This is a genomic window from Cupriavidus neocaledonicus (genome assembly GCF_000372525.1).
Classification (GTDB): domain Bacteria; phylum Pseudomonadota; class Gammaproteobacteria; order Burkholderiales; family Burkholderiaceae; genus Cupriavidus; species Cupriavidus neocaledonicus.
In genome coordinates, this window is sequence record NZ_AQUR01000054.1 from 1 (window position 1) to 16,758 (window position 16,758).

Genomic DNA, 16,758 nt, shown 5'->3' on the forward strand with positions numbered 1-16,758 from the left:
GCCACGATAGACCTACAGCAAGCCTATTAAACTGGAGACTGGACTGTTACCCATGTCCTGGCACATGTGTTACCCATGTCCCCGGTCCATACAGCGCGCGGGAGAGGGGTGAGGGCGAGCGCGTCAACGAAGTCAGGCGCTCGCCCGGCAAGCTCCCTCACTCGTACTTGCGCGCATCCTCGATCAGCCGCCCATCCTGCGGCAACGATCCCGCCGCCACGAACGCCACCTCGCCTCGCAGCCGCATCACCTCGCGCAGCGACTCGGCCACCGCGCGCTGCAGTTCGGCATCCTCGCGCGTGGCCTCGCAGCGCAGCGTCATCACGTCGGCGCCGGGATCGCCGGTCACCACCAGCCGCGCCGCGCGGATTTCCGGATGGCGCCGCAGCACGTCGGCCACTTGGCCGGGATGCACGAACATGCCCTTGACCTTGGTCGCCTGGTCCGCGCGGCCGAGCCAGCCCTTCAGGCGGATATTGGTGCGGCCGCACGGGCTGGGCCGCTGCGACGACGCCGGCACCACGGCCGACAGGTCGCCGGTGCCGAAGCGGATCAGCGGGTAGTCGCCATTGCCGAGCACCGTCACCACCACCTCGCCGGTCTCGCCTTCGGGCATCGGGCGCGAGCCGCCAGGCTCGACGATCTCGACCAGCACGCCCTCGTCCACCACCCAGCCGTCGCCGCCTGCGGTTTCATACGCGATCAGGCCGACATCGGCGGTGCCGTACATCTGCTGCACGCGCACCCCGCGATCCCGGAACCAGTTGCGCAGCGACGGCGGCAGGGCCTCGCCCGAGACCAGCGCCTTGGCCAGGCTGGTGCAGGGCGTGCCGAGCTCATCGCCGCGCTCGAGCAGCAGCTTGAGGAACGACGGCGTGCCGGCATAGGCGGCCGGCTGCAGGCTCGCCAGCGCCTGCACCTGCGAATCGGTCTGGCCGACGCCGGCCGGGAACACGCAGCAGCCCAGCCGGTGGGCGCCGCTTTCCATCATCATGCCGGCCGGGGTGAAGTGGTACGAGAAGGTGTTGTAGACCAGGTCGCCGGCGCGAAAGCCGGCGGCGTGCATGGCACGCGCGGTACGCCACCAGTCGGCGTCGTGGCCGTCGGGCTCGTGGATCGGGCCGGGCGACTGGAACACGTGGCGCAGCTTGCCCAGCGGCGTCGCGTTGAGCCCGCCCAGCGGCGGCAGCGCGCGCTGGCGCGCGCTCAGGTCCGACTTGCGCGTCACCGGCAGCTCGGCCAGCGCCGCGCGCGAGGTCAGCAGGCGCGGATCGACCCCGCCCAGCAGCTCGGCAAAATAAGGCGCGTGGTCGCGCGCATGCGCCACCTGGCGTGCCAGGGCGGCAAGGAGCGCCTGCTCGCGGACTTCCGGCGCGCGGGTTTCGAGCGGATCGAAGTGTTCGGGCATGATCAGTGCTGCCGTGGATGGCAAAGGTTTGCATTAATGGTCTAGCGTGTCCGAGAAGGGCGCAGAGACCGCCGCGAGCGGGCCGTAGCGAGTCCGAGACGCGCAGCCGTACACCGGTACGGCGAGCATCGCAGGGCTCGATACGGCATGCGCAGCCGGTCTATGCGTCCTTTTCAGGCCAGCCAGCGCTTGCGGCGGCGGTAGCTCTTCACGTCGCGGAACGACTTGCGGCCGGGGCCGTCGGCGTCGTTGGCCGCCACGCCCAGGTAGAACTCCTTGACGTCCTCGTTGGTGCGCAGCGACTCGGCGTCGCCGTCCATCACCACGCGGCCGTTCTCGAGGATGTAGCCGTAGTCGGCATAGCGCAGCGCCACCATGGTGTTCTGCTCGGCCAGCAGGAAGCTGACGTTCTCGCGCGAGTTCAGGCCGCGCACGATCTCGAAGATCTCCTCGACGATCTGCGGCGCCAGCCCCATCGAGGGCTCGTCCAGCAGGATCATCGCGGGCTTGGCCATCATGGCCCGGCCGATCGCGCACATCTGCTGCTCGCCGCCGGAGGTGTAGCCCGCCTGCGACTTGCGGCGCGTCTTCAGGCGCGGGAAGTATTCGTAGATCTTCTCCAGCTCGTCGCGGGTCTGGCCGCGCGACAGGCCGCGCGTATAGGCGCCGGTGAGCAGGTTTTCCTCGATGGTCAGGTGCGCGAAGCAGTGGCGCCCTTCCATCACCTGGATCACGCCGCGGCGCACCAGGTCATTGGGGGTGAGCTGGTCGACGCGGTCGCCGCGGTACTCGATCGAGCCCTTGGTGACATCGCCGCGCTCGGCCTGCAGCAGGTTGGAGATGGCCTTGAGCGTGGTGGTCTTGCCGGCGCCGTTGGCGCCCAGCAGCGCCACGATCTTGCCCTCCGGCACTTCGAGCGAGACGCCCTTGAGCACCAGGATCACGTGATCGTAGATGACTTCGATGTTGTTGACGGACAGGAGGCTCATGGTGCGGCTCGGGTTGGTGTGGCGATGTTGCGTTGGACTTTCAGCTTGCTGCCGGTGTACCCCCTCTCCCCCTGGGAGAGGGTTGGGGTGAGGGCGGGCGTCGCCACGAAGTGAATGGCCTCGCTAAGGCCAGCGCCCGCCCTCACCCCCGCTCCTCTCCAGCGAGCGGGAGAGCGGAGCAAACCGTCGGGAGTCGGGGGCCGTCAGCTCTTCGAGCACCCTGGCGTAATCCCCTTCTCCTTCGCGTACTGCGCAGCGGTGGCCTTGAACAGCGGGTGGATCAGGCCCTTGTTGCCCTCGATCCAGTCCGACACCACCACCCACTTGCTGCCGTCCCACTGCTGGATCTTCACCTTGCCCGAGCCCTCGTGGTTCTCGCAGCTGGTCTTGATCTCCGGCAGCAGGCCGGTGGCGCCCAGTTGCTGCAGGCGGGCATTGGTCAGGTTCAGGTTCTCGAAGGCCCAGCGCATCTGCTCGCCGGTCATGGGCTTGCCCTTGCCGAACTTGGCCTGCGCCACGCGCACCGCCTCCACCGTCACTACCGCCGCCGACACGCCGCGGTTGTACAGCACCGAGCCGACCTTGTTCTTGTCCTGCATATTGCCCTTGCCGGCGCCGTACACCACCTTCTCGATATCGGCGATCAGCGGCACGCTTTTGCCGGCCACGTTCCAGGTCGCGCTCATGTAGCCCTTGGAGGCATCGCCGGCCGGCACCGTGTCTTCCTCGGAGCCCGCCCACCAGGAGCCGATCATCTTCTCGCGCGAGAAGCCGACCTTCTGCGCCGCCTTCAGCGCGGTCTGGTTCATCACGCCCCAGCCCCAGAAGATCACGTAGTCAGGGTTTTCCTGGCGGATCTTCAGCCACTGCGCGCCCTGCTCGTTGCCGGGGTGGGCCACCGGGATCTCGACCAGGTTGAACTTGCCCAGCCGCGCCTCGGCCTGCAGCGCCACGATCGGCTCCTTGCCATAGGCCGAGTCGTGGTACAGGTAGACGATCTTCTTGCCCGCCAGCGAGCCGCCGCTCTTGCCGGCCAGGTACTTGACGATGGCCGAAACCTGCATCTGGTAGGTGGTCACCAGCGGGAACGCGTACGGGAACACCGAGCCGTCGACCGCGTCGGTGCGGCCGTAGCCCATCATCACCAGCGGCACCTTGTCGGCCGCGGTCTTGTCGACCAGCGCGTACGAGATGCCGGTCGACATGGCGTGGTAGGCGGTGCCCTTGGTGGTGGCGTTCTTGGCCTTCAGCCGCTCATAGCACTCGACGCCCTTGGCGTTGTTGTACTCGGTCTCGCACTCTTCCCAGCTGAGCTTGACGCCGTTGACGCCGCCGTCCTTCAGGTTGACGTAGTTCAGGTAGTCGATGAAGCCGCCATACCAGGACTGCCCGTTGGCGCCATAGGGCCCCACGCGATAGCTCGGCAGCGCGATGAACTGCTCGTTGCTTTGCGCCAGTGCCGGCGCCGCCGGCGCCAGCAGTGCAGCCGCGGCGCTGACCACCAGGGCGGCGCGTTGCACGTTGCGGATCAGGTTGGTCATGACAGTCTCCTTCGCCCTCGGTGGGGCGTTTCGTTATGCGTAGGCTTCAGTACTTCACTCAGGACCTGCGTTCAGACAATAAGATCCCGCTCCGTCAGTGCGGGAACGGCCACAGCCTCAGCTTCTCCTTGGCGATCTGCCACAGCCGGGCCAGCCCGTGCGGCTCGACGATCAGGAAGAAGATGATCAGCCCGCCGAACACCATCAGCTGGATGTGCGACACGGTGGCATTGGTAAAGGGCAGGTGCAGCAGCGAGGCCAGCGGCGGCAGCACGTTGTCCAGGAAGATCGGCAGCAGCAGGATGAAGGCGGCGCCGAGGAACGAGCCCATGATGCTGCCCACGCCGCCGATGATGATCATGAACAGCACGCGGAACGACAGGTCCAGCGAGAAGCCGTCCGGCTCGACCGAGCCCAGGTAGCAGAACGCGTAAAGCGCGCCGGCTACGCCGCAATAGAACGAGCTGACCGCGAACGCCAGCAGCTTGGTGCGCATCAGCGGGATGCCGATGACTTCCGCCGCCACGTCCATGTCGCGCACCGACATCCAGGCGCGGCCGGTGGCCGAACGCACCATGTTCTTGGCCGCCAGCGCCAGCACCGTGACGATGGCCAGCACGAACAGGTACTTCTTCACCGGGGTGTCGATGGCGTAGCCGAACAGGTCCAGCCGCTGCGCCGTGATCACGCCCGACGAACTGTTGTTGGAGAACCAGGGGAACTTGGTCAGCGCCCACACCACGAAGAACTGCGCCGCGAGCGTGGCCACCGCCAGGTAGAAGCCCTTGATGCGCAGCGACGGCAGCCCGAACGCCACCCCCACCAGCGCCGCCGACAGGCCCGCCAGGACAAAGGTCAGCAGCACCGGCATGCCTTCGATGCGCAGCTGGAAGTTGTAGGCCGCATACGCGCCCACCGCCATGAAGGCCGCGGTGCCCAGCGACAGCTGGCCGGCATAGCCGGTCAGGATATTCAGCCCCAGCGCCGCCAGCGAGAAGATCAGGAACGGGATCAGGATGGCCGAGAACCAGTATTCCGAGCCGATGAACGGGATCGCCACGAAGGCGATCGCCATCAGCACCGCAAAGCCGATGCGGTCCTGGCGGATCGGGAAGATCTGGCTGTCGGCAACGTAGCTGGTCTTGAACTGGCCGGCTTCACGATAAAACATGGCAACTCTCCTGTGCGAAGTCGGTCAGACGCGATCAATATGTTTTTCGCCGAACAGCCCCTCGGGCCGCACCAGCAGGAACAACAGCGCGAACACATACGGGAACCACCCTTCGATGCCGCCGAAATTGCCGCCGAACACCGACTGGAACACCGGCGGGATATAGATCTCGGCCAGCTTCTCCGAGGCGCCGATGATCAGTCCGCCGACGATGGCGCCGGGCACCGAGGTAAAGCCGCCCAGGATCAGCACCGGCAGCGCCTTCAGCGCGGTCAGCGTCAACGCGAACTGCACGCCATTGCGCGAGCCCCACAGCATGCCCGCCACCAGCGCGACGAAGCCGGCCACGCCCCACACGATGGCCCAGATGTTCTGCAGCGGGATGCCCAGCGACAGCGCCGCCTGGTGGTCATCGGCCACGGCGCGCAGCGCGCGCCCGACCTTGGTGTACTGGAAGAACAGCGCCAGCGATCCCACCAGCACGCCGGCAATGGCGGCTGCCGCGAGGTCGAACTTGGAGATGACGATGTTGAAGGTGGTCAGGATCGATTCGATCGGCTCATCGACGATGCCCAGGTGGATCGGGCGCACTTCATTGCCGAACAGCAGCGGTCCCAGCCCTTCCAGGAAGAACGACAGCCCGATCGTCGCCATGAACAGCGTGATCGGCGGCTGGTTGACCAGCTTGCGCAGCACGAAGCGCTCGGTGCTCATGCCCACCAGGATCATCACCACGAAGGCGCCGATCACCGCCGCCCACATCGGCATGCCCTTGTCCATCAGCCCCACCACCGCCAGCGCGGCAAAGTAGACCATCGCGCCCTGGGCAAAGTTGAACACGCCCGAGGCCTTGTAGATCAGCACGAAGCCCAGCGCCACCAGCGAGTACATCAGTCCCGACAGCAGGCCGCCGAGCAGGATTTCAAAGAAGAACGTCATGGTTCAGACCCTCAGTGCGAAGTGCCCAGGTATGCCTTGATCACGTCAGGGTTGCCCTTGACCTCTTCCGGCGTGCCGTCGCCGATCTTCTTGCCATAGTCCAGCACCACGACCCGGTCGGAGATGTCCATCACCACGCCCATGTCGTGTTCGATCAGCACGATGGTGGTGCCGAACTGCCGGTTCACATCGAGGATGAAGCGGCACATGTCCTGCTTCTCTTCCACGTTCATGCCGGCCATCGGTTCGTCGAGCAGCAGCATCGACGGCTCGGCCGCCAGCGCGCGCGCCAGCTCGACGCGCTTCTGCAGGCCGTACGGCAAGCGCCCCACCGGCGTCTTGCGGATCGACTGGATTTCCAGGAAGTCGATCACCTCCTCCACCTTCTGCCGGTGCCGCATTTCCTCGTTGCGCGCCGGGCCCCACCACAGCGCGTGCGCGAACCACGAGGTGCGGAACTGCGTGTTGCGGCCGGTCATGATGTTGTCCAGCACCGTCATGCCCTTGAATAGCGCGATGTTCTGGAACGTGCGCGCAATGCCCTGGCGCGCCGCGGCGGTCGGGTGCATCTGCTTGCGTTCCTCGCCGCGGAACACGATGCGTCCCTGCTGCGGGTGGTAGACGCCGTTGATCACGTTCAGCATCGAACTCTTGCCGGCGCCGTTGGGGCCGATGATGGCGCGCACCTCGTGCTCGCACACGTCGAACGAGATATCGGTCAGCGCCTTGACCCCGCCGAACGACAGCGAGATATGCTGCAGGTCGAGGATCACCTCGCCGCCGGTGCGCGCCTGCGCGCCGGTGCGCTGCGCGTGGCGCGTGCCGGGATGCACGCCGCTGTCATCCGCCAGCCCCGCCGGGGGCAGCGGTCCTGCCGGCGCCATCGCCCCGCCACCGCCGGCGCTGCTTGCATCGGTGCGTGCCGCCGCGCTCCATTCGCGCTTGCCGCCGCCTTGCCAGGCCACTTGTGTCATGTTGCTGCCTCCACCTGTGCTGTTATGGCGCTTATGCCGCGCACGCCGCTACCGGCAGCCGCCTGGCATCCACCAGCTTCAGCGTGGCCGACACGCTGCCCTCGCGCCCGTCTTCGAACTTGACGCGAGTCTCGATGAACTGCTCCGACTTGCCCGCGTAGAGCGCGTCGACCAGCACGCCGTACTTCTCCGCGATAAAGCCGCGCCGTACCTTGCGCGTGCGGGTGAGCTCGTCGTCGTCCGGGTCCAGCTCCTTGTGCAGCACCAGGAAGCGCGCGATTTGCGAACCGGCCAGCATCGGGTCGTTGGCAAGGTCCGCATTCACCTGGTTCACGCATTCGCCGATCATTTCCAGCACGTCCGGCTGCGCGGCCAGGTCGACATAACCCGCGTACGGCAGGTGGCGCCGCTCGGCCCAGTTGCCGACCGCCTCGAAATCGATGTTGATGAAGGCGCAGACCCGGTCGCGGCCGCTGCCGAAGGCCACTGCCTCCTTGATGTACGGGAAGAACTTGAGCTTGTTCTCGATGTACTTGGGCGCGAACATCGAGCCATCGGCGAGCTTGCCCACGTCCTTGGCGCGGTCGATGATCTTCAAGTGGCCGTCGGCGTCGATCACGCCGGCGTCGCCGGTCATGAAGTAGCCCTCGTCATTGATGGCCTCGCGCGTGGCATCCTCGCGCTTGTAGTAGGACTTGAGCAGGCCCACGCCGCGCACCAGCACCTCGCCGTTGTCGGCGATGCGGATTTCCATGCCCGGCGCGGCCGGCCCCACCGAGTCGAACTTGACCTTGCCGTCGGGCTGCAGGCACACATAGGCGCAGGTCTCGGTCTGGCCGTAGAACTGCTTCAGGTTCACGCCGATCGAGCGGTAGAAGCGGAACAGGTCCGGGCCGATCGCCTCGCCCGCGGTATAGGCCACGCGGATGCGGCTCATGCCCAGCACATTGCGCAGCGGGCCATAGACCAGCGCCTCGCCCAGCGCATAGCGCGCACGGTCCGCCGGCGACACCGGCTGGCCGTCGAGGATGGCGGTGCCGCAGCGGCGCGCCACGTCCATGGCCCAGTGGAACAGCTTGCGCTTGATCCAGCCGGCATCCTCCATGCGGATCATCACCTGCGTCAGCAGCCCCTCGTAGATGCGCGGGGGCGCAAAGTAGTAGGTCGGGCCGATCTCGCGCAGGTCGGTCATCACCGTTTCGCGCGATTCCGGGCAGTTCACCGTAAAGCCCGCCACCATCGCCTGCGCATACGAGAACAGGTTGTCGCCGACCCACGCCATCGGCAGGTAGGACAGCACGTCGTCATCGGCGCTGAGCTTGTCGAAGGCGCAGCCGTTGCGCGCGGAGCCGATCAGGCCCTGGTGCGAATGGCACACGCCCTTGGGCTTGCCGGTGGTGCCGGACGTATAGAGGATGATCGCGGTGTCGTCGGGCTGCCCGGCGGCGATGGCCTCGTCATAGAAGCCAGGATGGGCCTGGTCGAACTCGCGCCCCAGTTCCTGCAGGCGCTCGTACGACATCAGCGAGGGATGGTCGTAGTCGAGCAGGCCGCGCGGGTCTTCGAAGATGACGTGGCGCACGGCGCGGCCGGACTCGGCCAGCTGCGCTTCCACCTCGAGCAGCTTGTCGACCTGTTCCTGGTCCTCGACGATGGCGAACTCGATCTCCGCATCGTTGAGCACGTAGACCATCTCGTTGGCGATGGCGTCCTGATACAGCGGCACCGGCACGCCGCCCAACGCCTGCGCCGCGGTCATGGCCCAGTACAGGCGCGGACGGTTGTCGCCCACCACTGCCAGGTTCATGCCGCGCTTGAAGCCGAGCGCGGCCAGACCACATGCCAGCGCCCTCACCTGCTGTGCCGCCTGGGCCCAGCTGTATGTCTGCCAGATGCCGAGATCCTTCTCGCGATAGGCCGGATGCTCCGGCCGCTGCTGGGCATGCGCCAGCAGCCATCGCGGGAAGGTCGTCGCCGACGATTCCTGCATCGCTGTCTCCTGTCCCTCCGGCGTGGGGGTCCACGCCCGGTGTCAAGCGCCGGTCCGGTCGTTATACTTGGCTTGCTTTGCCCGGCGGCATCTGCCGCATCGCATCAAGCCCGTCTGTGCCTTGTTTCAGGGGCCGGGAGAAGCGTCTTCTGCCTTCCCGGCGTGGCCCTGGTGGCACCCGCGGTTCCGTTGTGATCGTACGATAGCCCATGCCAACACCCCCGGTTGTCACGCCGGTGACAATTCCGGGTTAATCCCTACCGGAGCTTCCGCGAGGCCATGCTGAACGATTTTGTCGACCGCTGCGTGTGGGCAGCAGACCTGAGTCCGGAGCAGCGCGAGCGCGTGCGCCGCGCCATGTTCGTGCACGAGTACAGCCAGGGTGACTACGTCTGCCACAAGGGCGACAAGGCCGAGCACTGGCTGGGCGTGCTCGAAGGGATCGTCAAGATCACCACGGTGTCGCCGTCGGGCAAGTCGGTCACCTTCACCGGCGTGCCCACCGGCGGCTGGTTCGGCGAAGGCGCGGTGCTGAAGTCGGAGATCCGCAAGTACGACGTGATGGCGCTGCGCCGCTCGACCATCGCCTTCCTGCCGCGCGACACTTTTCAGTGGCTGCTGGATACCAGCCTGCCGTTCACGCGCTTCCTGCTGACCCAGTTCAACGAGCGCCTGGGGCAGTTCATCGCGGCGGTGGAGTATGAACGGCTGCTCGACATCGATTCGCGCGTGGCGCGCGCGGTGTCGTCACTGTTCAACGAGCACCTGTATCCGGGCATCGGCAAGACGCTGGAGATCTCGCAGGAAGAAATCGGCCTGCTCGCCGGCATCTCGCGCCAGCGCGCCAACCAGGCGCTGAAGGTGCTGGAACAGCAGGGGCTGGTGCGGGTGGACTACGGCGTGATCGAGGTGCTGGACCTCGACGGACTGCGGCAGTACGGGGAGTAAGGTGGCCAGCGCCATCGACGCCGACACCCTGCGGGCGTATCGCGAAACGCACTACCGGGTGCTGGGCGACACGCCGATGACCTTGCGCATCGACCAGCCCAGCGCCGCGCTGGCCGCGCTGCATCGTGTGCTGGGGGTGGATTGCAGCGCCTTCCTCACCGCGGCCAACCCGTTCAGCCAGCGCTGCGACGATGCGGCCAACGCGCGCCGGCAACAGGAGCTGGCTCAGGATATCGGCGCACTGGTGCTGCGCGCCATCGAAGCCGCCGGCGAGCATCCCGACAACGGCTGGCCGGCCGAACCGAGCTTCCTGGTGCCCGGACTGCCGCTGGCCGAAGCGCGGGCCTTAGGCAAGAAATACCAGCAGAACGCCGTGGTCTGGAGCGGCGCCGACGCGGTGCCGCGGCTGGTGCTGTTGCGCTGAGCATTGCAACCGGTGGCTCACCGGGATTGGTAACAGCACCAGGGTCTTTCACTCACCGTTGTGTGCTCCCTCTCCCGCGAGTGGGAGAGGGCCGGGGTGAGGGACAGGCGTCTCCACGAAGTCAGCCCGGTGGTATGCCGCCGCCTGCCCTCACCCCCTGCCCCTCTCGCGCAAGCGGGAGAGGGGAGCAAACCGCCAGCACTCAGTGGCCGTGCCCGTGGCGGCCGTGGCCCCCATGGTGGCGATAGTGGTGATGCCGGTGATGATGGTGCCGGTAATGGTGATGCCGGCCGCGCCATTCATGGCGCCCATACCAGCGCCGGCCGTCCCAGTAACGGTCGCCATGCCAGCCGTGATAGCGCGGCGCGACCACCACCGGAGGCGGCGGCGCCACATAGACCGGCGCCGGCGCGGCATAGACCGGTGCGCCGACATGCACCCCCACATCCACATGCGCCATCGCCGACCGGGCCGCCAGCAGGGACATGACGCCAGCGAGCAGCGCTGCAAAAAGAACCGGATGAGCCATGATGCGGTGTTGTCGTAAACGGAATGGGTGCACTCTACCGCGCATTCCTGTTACCAGATGCGGCGGATTGTTTCGGTATATAACGCGGTGTAAGCGGGATTGAGCGGCCCCTGAGCAGGCACTTGAAACGGCAGCGGCCGCCCGCAGGCGGCCGCTGGTAGATGCGGCAAAGCCGGCCGACTTACTTGCTATACACGTACACCCCACGCCCCGTCTTGCGTCCCAGGTAGCCCGCGGCCACCATCTCGCGCATCAGCATCGCCGGACGGTATTTCGGATCGGCGAACTCGGTGTACAGCACTTCCATCACCGCCAGCATGGTGTCCAGGCCGATCATGTCGGCCAGCGCCAGCGGACCGATGGGGTGGTTGCAGCCCAGCTTCATGCCTTCGTCGATCTCTTCCGGCGAGGCCAGGCCTTCGCCCAGCACGCAGAAGGCCTCGTTGATCATCGGACACAGGATGCGGTTGACGACGAAGCCCGGGCTGTTCTTGACAGTGATCGGGTATTTGCCCAGTTCCCTGGCCAGCGCTTCGACGGCGGCGTGGGTGGCGTCGCTGGTCTGCAGGCCGCGGATCAGTTCGACCAGCGCCATCACCGGCACCGGGTTGAAGAAGTGCATGCCGATGAAGCGGTCGGCGCGCGCGGTCACGGCAGCGAGCTTGGTGATCGAGATCGACGAGGTGTTCGACGCGATGATGACGTTGTCGCCGACGATGCCGTCGATCTGCCTGAGGATCTTGACCTTGAGGTCGTAGTTCTCGGTCGCGGCCTCGATCACGATGTCGGTGGCCTTGAGGTCGTCATACGAAGTGCTGCCTTTGATTCGCGCCAGCGCGTCGGCCTTCTGCGCCTCGGTCAGCTTTTCCTTCTTGATCAGCCGGTCCAGGCTACCCGCCACGGTGGCCACGCCCTTCTGCACGGCGGCATCACTGATGTCGACCATCACCACATTCAGACCGACTACTGCGCAGGCCTGCGCGATGCCATTGCCCATGGTGCCGGCACCGACGATACCTACAGTCTTGATTGCCATCTTGTCTTCCTCTGCTTGCTTGGTTGAATACTTGGATGCGTGGTTCAGGCCTGCTCGCGCAGCGCGGCGATGATGCGCTCGGCATGTCCCTGGAGCACTTCCGGCTCCTGCATGTCGCGCGCGTGGCCGCGCAGCGACTGGTCGTTGTAGCGCGGCACGATGTGGAAATGGACATGCGGCACGGTCTGGCCCGCCGCGGCGCCGTTGAACTGGCCGATCGAGATGCCGTCCGGGCTGAAGGCCGCGCGCACCGCGCGCGCCACGCGCTGGGTGGCGACGATGGCGGCCTGGGCGCCGCGCTCGGACAGGTCGAACAGGTTGACCGCGGCTTCCTTGGGCACCACCAGGGTATGGCCGTCGGCCTGCGGCATGATGTCCATGAAGGCGATGGTGTCATCGTCCTCGTACACCTTGATGCACGGCATTTCGCCGCGCAGGATCCTGGCAAAGATGTTGTTCGGGCTGTACTGGGTGTCCATGGTCTTGTGTTGCGGTGGTCTCGGGATGGGCTGCCGCCAGGCGCCGGATGATCGGGCTTGCCTGCGATGACGGTGCGGCGCAGCATCCGAGTGTAACGCAGGGCGGCCCTCCACCGCGGCCGCCCTGCGCGATTACCGGTCAGTGCGTGGAGTGGGGTCTACATATTGCGCCGGTATTGCCCGCCGACCTCGAACAGCGCATGCGTGATCTGCCCCAGCGAGCAGACCCGCACCGCATCCATCAGCACCGCGAACACGTTCTGGTTGTCGATCACCGCCTGGCGCAGCCGCTTCAGCATCGCCGGCGCTTCGCCGGCATGCGCCTGCTGGAATGCCTGCAGGCGCTCGAGCTGGCTCTGCTTCTCGGCCTCGCTCGAGCGCGCCAGTTCCAGCTTCTGCGGCACCGGGTCGCCGTCCGGATTGCGGAATGTGTTCACGCCGATCAGCGGCAGCGTGCCGTCGTGCTTGAGCTGCTCGTAGTAGAGCGATTCCTCCTGGATCTTGCCGCGCTGGTAGCCGGTCTCCATCGCGCCGAGCACGCCGCCGCGCTCGGCGATGCGCTCGAACTCCTGCAGCACCGCTTCTTCCACCAGGTCGGTCAGTTCCTCGATCAGGAAGCTGCCCTGGTTGGGGTTCTCGCACTTGGCCACGCCCCATTCGCGGTTGATGATCAGCTGGATCGCCAGCGCGCGGCGCACCGATTCGCCGGTGGGCGTGGTGATGGCCTCGTCGTAGGCATTGGTGTGCAGCGAGTTGCAGTTGTCATAGATCGCGATCAGCGCCTGCAGCGTGGTGCGGATGTCGTTGAAGTCGATCTCCTGCGCATGCAGCGAGCGGCCCGAGGTCTGGATGTGGTACTTCAGCTTCTGGCTGCGCTCGTTGGCGCCGTACTTGTCGCGCATGGTCACGGCCCAGATGCGGCGCGCGACGCGGCCCAGCACGCTGTACTCGGGGTCCATGCCGTTGGAGAAGAAGAACGACAGGTTGGGCGCGAAGTCGTCGATATGCATGCCGCGCGCCAGGTAGGCCTCCACGTAGGTGAAACCGTTGGACAGCGTGAAGGCGAGCTGCGAGATCGGGTTCGCCCCCGCCTCGGCAATGTGGTAGCCGGAGATCGACACCGAGTAGAAGTTGCGCACCTGGTGGTGCACGAAGTACTCCTGGATATCGCCCATCACCTTGAGCGAGAACTCGGTGGAGAAGATGCAGGTGTTCTGGCCCTGGTCTTCCTTCAGGATATCGGCCTGCACCGTGCCGCGCACGTTCTGCAGCACCCACGCGCGGATCTTGGCCTCTTCGTCGGCGGTGGGGTCGCGGCCGTTGTCGGCGCGGAACTTGTCGAGCTGCTGGTCGATGGCGGTGTTCATGAACATCGCCAGGATGGTCGGCGCCGGGCCGTTGATGGTCATCGACACCGAGGTGCTCGGGCTGGTCAGGTCGAAGCCGTCGTACAGCACCTTCATGTCGTCGAGCGTGGCGATCGACACGCCCGAGTTGCCGACCTTGCCGTAGATGTCGGGGCGCACGTGCGGGTCTTCGCCATACAGCGTGACCGAGTCGAACGCGGTCGACAGGCGCTTGGCGTCCATGCCCTGGGATACCAGCTTGAAGCGCCGGTTGGTGCGGAAGGCATCGCCCTCGCCGGCGAACATGCGCGTGGGGTCTTCGTTCTCGCGCTTGAAGGCGAACACGCCGGCGGTGTACGGGAAGCTGCCGGGCACGTTTTCGCGCATCAGCCACTTCAGCACCTCGCCGTCGTCCTCGAAGCGCGGCAGCACCACCTTGCGCACCTTGGTGCCCGACAGCGTGGTGGTGACCAGCCCGGTGCGGATCTCCTTGTCGCGGATCTTCACCACGTATTCGTCGCCGCTGTAGGCCTCGCGCATCTGCGGCCACATCGCCAGCAGCTTGCGTTCGACCTGGCCCAGCGCGCTGTCGCGCTCCGCGGCGAGCGCGTCCAGCGCGGCGCCATCGCCCTGCGCGGCCTGCAGCATGCGGCTGGATTCGCGCAGCTGCTGGCGCTCGCGCGCGATGCGGCTCTGCTCGGCGACGCGGCGGTGGTACGCACGCACGGTGTCGGCCAGCTCGGCCAGGTAGCGGCTTCGTGCCGGCGGCACGATCACGTTCTGGCCGGTGGAGATACGCCCCGCCAGGACCGGCAGCGTGCCGGCCTTCACCTTCAGCCCATGTCCGGCCAGCGCCTCGCGCAGGCCCTGGTACAGCAGGGTGACGCCATCGTCGTTGAAGCGCGACGCCTGGGTGCCGTACACCGGCATGTCCTCCGGCTTGCCGTGCCATTGCTCGCGGTTGCGCTGCACCTGCTTGGCCACGTCGCGCCAGGCATCCTGCGCGCCCTTGCGGTCGAACTTGTTGATGGCGACGAAGTCGGCGAAGTCGAGCATGTCGATCTTCTCGAGCTGGCTGGCGGCGCCGAACTCCGGCGTCATCACGTACAGCGACAAGTCCACGTGCGGCACGATGGCGGCGTCGCCCTGGCCGATGCCGGAGGTCTCGACGATCACCAGGTCGAAGCCCGCCACCTTGCACGCGGCGATCGCGTCGGGCAGCGCCTGCGAGATCTCGGAGCCCGCCTCGCGCGTCGCCATCGAGCGCATGAAGATGTTCGGGTGGTTGATCGCATTCATGCGGATGCGGTCGCCCAGCAGCGCGCCGCCCGACTTGCGCCGCGACGGGTCGATCGAGATCACGGCGATCGACAGCGCGTCCTGCTGGTCCAGCCGGAAGCGGCGGATCAGTTCGTCGGTCAGCGACGATTTGCCGGCGCCGCCGGTGCCGGTGATGCCCAGCACGGGAATCGATGCCTGCCGCGCCTGCGCATGCATCGCCGCCACCAGCGCCGCATCGGCCTTGCCGTTTTCGAGCGCGGTGATCAGCTGCGCCAGCGCGCGGCGGTCGCCGGCGGCAACGGGATCGAGCGACGTCGGCGCGTAGCGGCTCAGGTCCAGGTCGCAGCGCTGCACCATATCGGCAATCATGCCGGCCAGGCCCATGCGCTGGCCGTCCTCGGGGCTGTAGATGCGGGCCACGCCGTAGGCCTGCAGCTCGCGGATCTCGTCGGGCACGATCACGCCGCCGCCGCCGCCGAACACCTGCACATGCTCGCCGCCCTTGTCGCGCAGCAGGTCGACCATGTACTTGAAGTATTCGACATGGCCGCCCTGGTAGCTGGAGATCGCAATGCCCTGCGCATCTTCCTGCAGCGCCGCGGTCACGATCTCTTCGACCGAGCGGTTGTGGCCGAGGTGGACCACCTCGCAGCCGTGCGACTGCAGGATGCGGCGCATGATGTTGATCGAGGCGTCGTGACCGTCGAACAGGGATGCCGCGGTGACGAAGCGCACCTTGTTGGCCGGGCCGGTGCCCGGCTGCACCGGCTTGGGCTGGGGCGCGCCGCGGCGGACATCATGGACATCGGAAAGGTCGGTCATTGTCTCCACCGTGTCGGGGGTTGGGGCTGCTTGTTGGTCGCAGTTATTTTTGGGGCGGCGCTGGCTGGCTGTTGGGGGGCCGCATTGTTCGCAATACTATGACGTTGACGTATACGTTAATCAATGGGGCGGAACACCGAAGGTTCTTATCTAGAGTAGGTGGCTGGTGTTTGGGGAGCGGGGCCGCGCGTTGTTTTGTCGTCCTTGGCGGGCGTGGCTGTTTCGCCGGCGTAGCCGGCGAGTCACTTTTTGGCCGAGCGCCAAAAAGTAACCAAAAAACGCGTCGCCTGAGCGGCTGGCCAAGGCGGCGTTGGTGGTTCGAACGGGGGTGACTTGCGGTGAGGCGCTTGGTGGTTCCACCCTGCTGACGCTACCTGGAGGTGCCTGGCGTTGGGGGTCGGATGGACGAACCCGACTTTAGGCCGGTGGCCACCTGCTAACTGCGTTGTCGGTGGGACGCCTTCGGCTGCGCTGCGCGCGCTCCCAATCTCTGGTCTTGGGCACTGGCACGGAGTGCTTCGCTGCGCTCGCACGCGCTATCGCGGGCGATCCTTCGGGCTTTTCTTGTCCGCTTGTTTTCTCCCCTCTCCCGCTTGCTGTATGGACCGGGGACATGGGTAACACATGTGCCAGGACATGGGTAACAGTCCAGTCTCCAGTTTAATAGGCTTGCTGTAGGTCTATCGTGGCCACCTTTTGATGGCAGAAGTAGACGTCAAAGGTGCCGTCCAGATCCACGCGAGGGCGCAGCGCTACGGGCGTTCCGATCAGGGCTCTTCCGACCCGGAACGTCTTTCCCCGGAAGCAGATGCGCCCACCGTCGCCCACCTTCCGCACGATGTCATCGCTGCCGTACTCGATAGGCGGGAGTTCGCGCGGCA

At 66.3% G+C, this 16,758-nt stretch carries 13 protein-coding genes and 1 pseudogene; 2 read left to right on the forward strand and 12 right to left on the reverse strand.

Going from position 1 to position 16,758, the window contains the following annotated elements:
- Window positions 1–157: 157 nt before the first annotated feature.
- From A3AG_RS0101125 to A3AG_RS0101155, 7 genes are all read right to left on the reverse strand, one after another.
- Complete coding sequence (locus tag A3AG_RS0101125; RefSeq protein ID WP_018003768.1) at window positions 158–1,408, reverse strand: phenylacetate--CoA ligase family protein; 1,251 nt, start codon at window positions 1,406–1,408, stop codon at window positions 158–160.
- 173 nt (window positions 1,409–1,581) lie between these two features.
- Window positions 1,582–2,397: an ABC transporter ATP-binding protein gene (locus tag A3AG_RS0101130; RefSeq protein WP_018003769.1), complete on the reverse strand. Its 816-nt coding sequence runs from the start codon at window positions 2,395–2,397 to the stop codon at window positions 1,582–1,584.
- A 203-nt stretch (window positions 2,398–2,600) separates the two neighbouring features.
- Entirely contained in the window at window positions 2,601–3,938 is a 1,338-nt protein-coding gene (locus tag A3AG_RS0101135) for an ABC transporter substrate-binding protein (RefSeq protein ID WP_018003770.1), read from the reverse strand.
- Window positions 3,939–4,032: 94 nt separating this feature from the next.
- Window positions 4,033–5,109, reverse strand: coding sequence for a branched-chain amino acid ABC transporter permease (locus A3AG_RS0101140; protein ID WP_018003771.1), 1,077 nt, complete (start codon window positions 5,107–5,109; stop codon window positions 4,033–4,035).
- A 24-nt stretch (window positions 5,110–5,133) separates the two neighbouring features.
- On the reverse strand, window positions 5,134–6,048 hold the full coding sequence (locus tag A3AG_RS0101145) for a branched-chain amino acid ABC transporter permease (protein WP_018003772.1): 915 nt from the start codon (window positions 6,046–6,048) through the stop codon (window positions 5,134–5,136).
- A gap of 11 nt (window positions 6,049–6,059) precedes the next feature.
- Entirely contained in the window at window positions 6,060–7,022 is a 963-nt protein-coding gene (locus tag A3AG_RS0101150) for an ABC transporter ATP-binding protein (protein WP_018003773.1), read from the reverse strand.
- A gap of 31 nt (window positions 7,023–7,053) precedes the next feature.
- Window positions 7,054–9,012, reverse strand: coding sequence for an AMP-dependent synthetase/ligase (locus A3AG_RS0101155; RefSeq protein WP_018003774.1), 1,959 nt, complete (start codon window positions 9,010–9,012; stop codon window positions 7,054–7,056).
- 279 nt (window positions 9,013–9,291) lie between these two features.
- On the opposite strand from A3AG_RS0101155, the gene A3AG_RS0101160 reads away from it, so the two are divergent.
- On the forward strand, window positions 9,292–9,960 hold the full coding sequence (locus tag A3AG_RS0101160; protein ID WP_012351564.1) for a Crp/Fnr family transcriptional regulator: 669 nt from the start codon (window positions 9,292–9,294) through the stop codon (window positions 9,958–9,960).
- 1 nt (window position 9,961) lies between these two features.
- On the forward strand, window positions 9,962–10,384 hold the full coding sequence (locus A3AG_RS0101165; RefSeq protein WP_018003775.1) for a DUF3293 domain-containing protein: 423 nt from the start codon (window positions 9,962–9,964) through the stop codon (window positions 10,382–10,384).
- Between the two features lie 202 nt (window positions 10,385–10,586).
- On the opposite strand, the gene A3AG_RS0101170 is transcribed toward A3AG_RS0101165, so the two are convergent.
- From A3AG_RS0101170 to A3AG_RS34300, 5 genes and pseudogenes are all read right to left on the reverse strand, one after another.
- Entirely contained in the window at window positions 10,587–10,871 is a 285-nt protein-coding gene (locus tag A3AG_RS0101170; RefSeq protein WP_370866939.1) for a hypothetical protein, read from the reverse strand.
- Window positions 10,872–11,094: 223 nt separating this feature from the next.
- Window positions 11,095–11,997, reverse strand: a complete 903-nt coding sequence (locus A3AG_RS0101175) for a 3-hydroxybutyryl-CoA dehydrogenase (protein ID WP_276307875.1) — start codon at window positions 11,995–11,997, stop codon at window positions 11,095–11,097.
- Window positions 11,994–12,428: an HIT family protein gene (locus A3AG_RS0101180; RefSeq protein WP_018003778.1), complete on the reverse strand. Its 435-nt coding sequence runs from the start codon at window positions 12,426–12,428 to the stop codon at window positions 11,994–11,996. The genes A3AG_RS0101175 and A3AG_RS0101180 overlap by 4 nt, the downstream gene beginning before the upstream one ends.
- A 158-nt stretch (window positions 12,429–12,586) precedes the next feature.
- Window positions 12,587–15,877, reverse strand: coding sequence for a fused isobutyryl-CoA mutase/GTPase IcmF (gene icmF / locus A3AG_RS0101185; RefSeq protein WP_018003779.1), 3,291 nt, complete (start codon window positions 15,875–15,877; stop codon window positions 12,587–12,589).
- Window positions 15,878–16,537: 660 nt separating this feature from the next.
- Window positions 16,538–16,758: pseudogene (locus tag A3AG_RS34300) on the reverse strand (IS481 family transposase); the annotation flags it as partial.

What these genes read in the sequence shown, in the direction of transcription:
- A3AG_RS0101135 (WP_018003770.1), bottom strand. Translation starts at nt 3,938, where the DNA reads ATGACCAACCTGATCCGCAACGTGCAACGCGCCGCCCTGGTGGTCAGC.
- icmF (WP_018003779.1), bottom strand. Translation starts at nt 15,877, where the DNA reads ATGACCGACCTTTCCGATGTCCATGATGTCCGCCGCGGCGCGCCCCAG.
- A3AG_RS0101180 (WP_018003778.1), bottom strand. Translation starts at nt 12,428, where the DNA reads ATGGACACCCAGTACAGCCCGAACAACATCTTTGCCAGGATCCTGCGC.
- A3AG_RS0101125 (WP_018003768.1), bottom strand. Translation starts at nt 1,408, where the DNA reads ATGCCCGAACACTTCGATCCGCTCGAAACCCGCGCGCCGGAAGTCCGC.
- A3AG_RS0101170 (WP_370866939.1), bottom strand. Translation starts at nt 10,871, where the DNA reads ATGTCCCTGCTGGCGGCCCGGTCGGCGATGGCGCATGTGGATGTGGGG.
- A3AG_RS0101130 (WP_018003769.1), bottom strand. Translation starts at nt 2,397, where the DNA reads ATGAGCCTCCTGTCCGTCAACAACATCGAAGTCATCTACGATCACGTG.
- A3AG_RS0101155 (WP_018003774.1), bottom strand. Translation starts at nt 9,012, where the DNA reads ATGCAGGAATCGTCGGCGACGACCTTCCCGCGATGGCTGCTGGCGCAT.
- A3AG_RS0101140 (WP_018003771.1), bottom strand. Translation starts at nt 5,109, where the DNA reads ATGTTTTATCGTGAAGCCGGCCAGTTCAAGACCAGCTACGTTGCCGAC.
- A3AG_RS0101160 (WP_012351564.1), top strand. Translation starts at nt 9,292, where the DNA reads ATGCTGAACGATTTTGTCGACCGCTGCGTGTGGGCAGCAGACCTGAGT.
- A3AG_RS0101145 (WP_018003772.1), bottom strand. Translation starts at nt 6,048, where the DNA reads ATGACGTTCTTCTTTGAAATCCTGCTCGGCGGCCTGCTGTCGGGACTG.
- A3AG_RS0101150 (WP_018003773.1), bottom strand. Translation starts at nt 7,022, where the DNA reads ATGACACAAGTGGCCTGGCAAGGCGGCGGCAAGCGCGAATGGAGCGCG.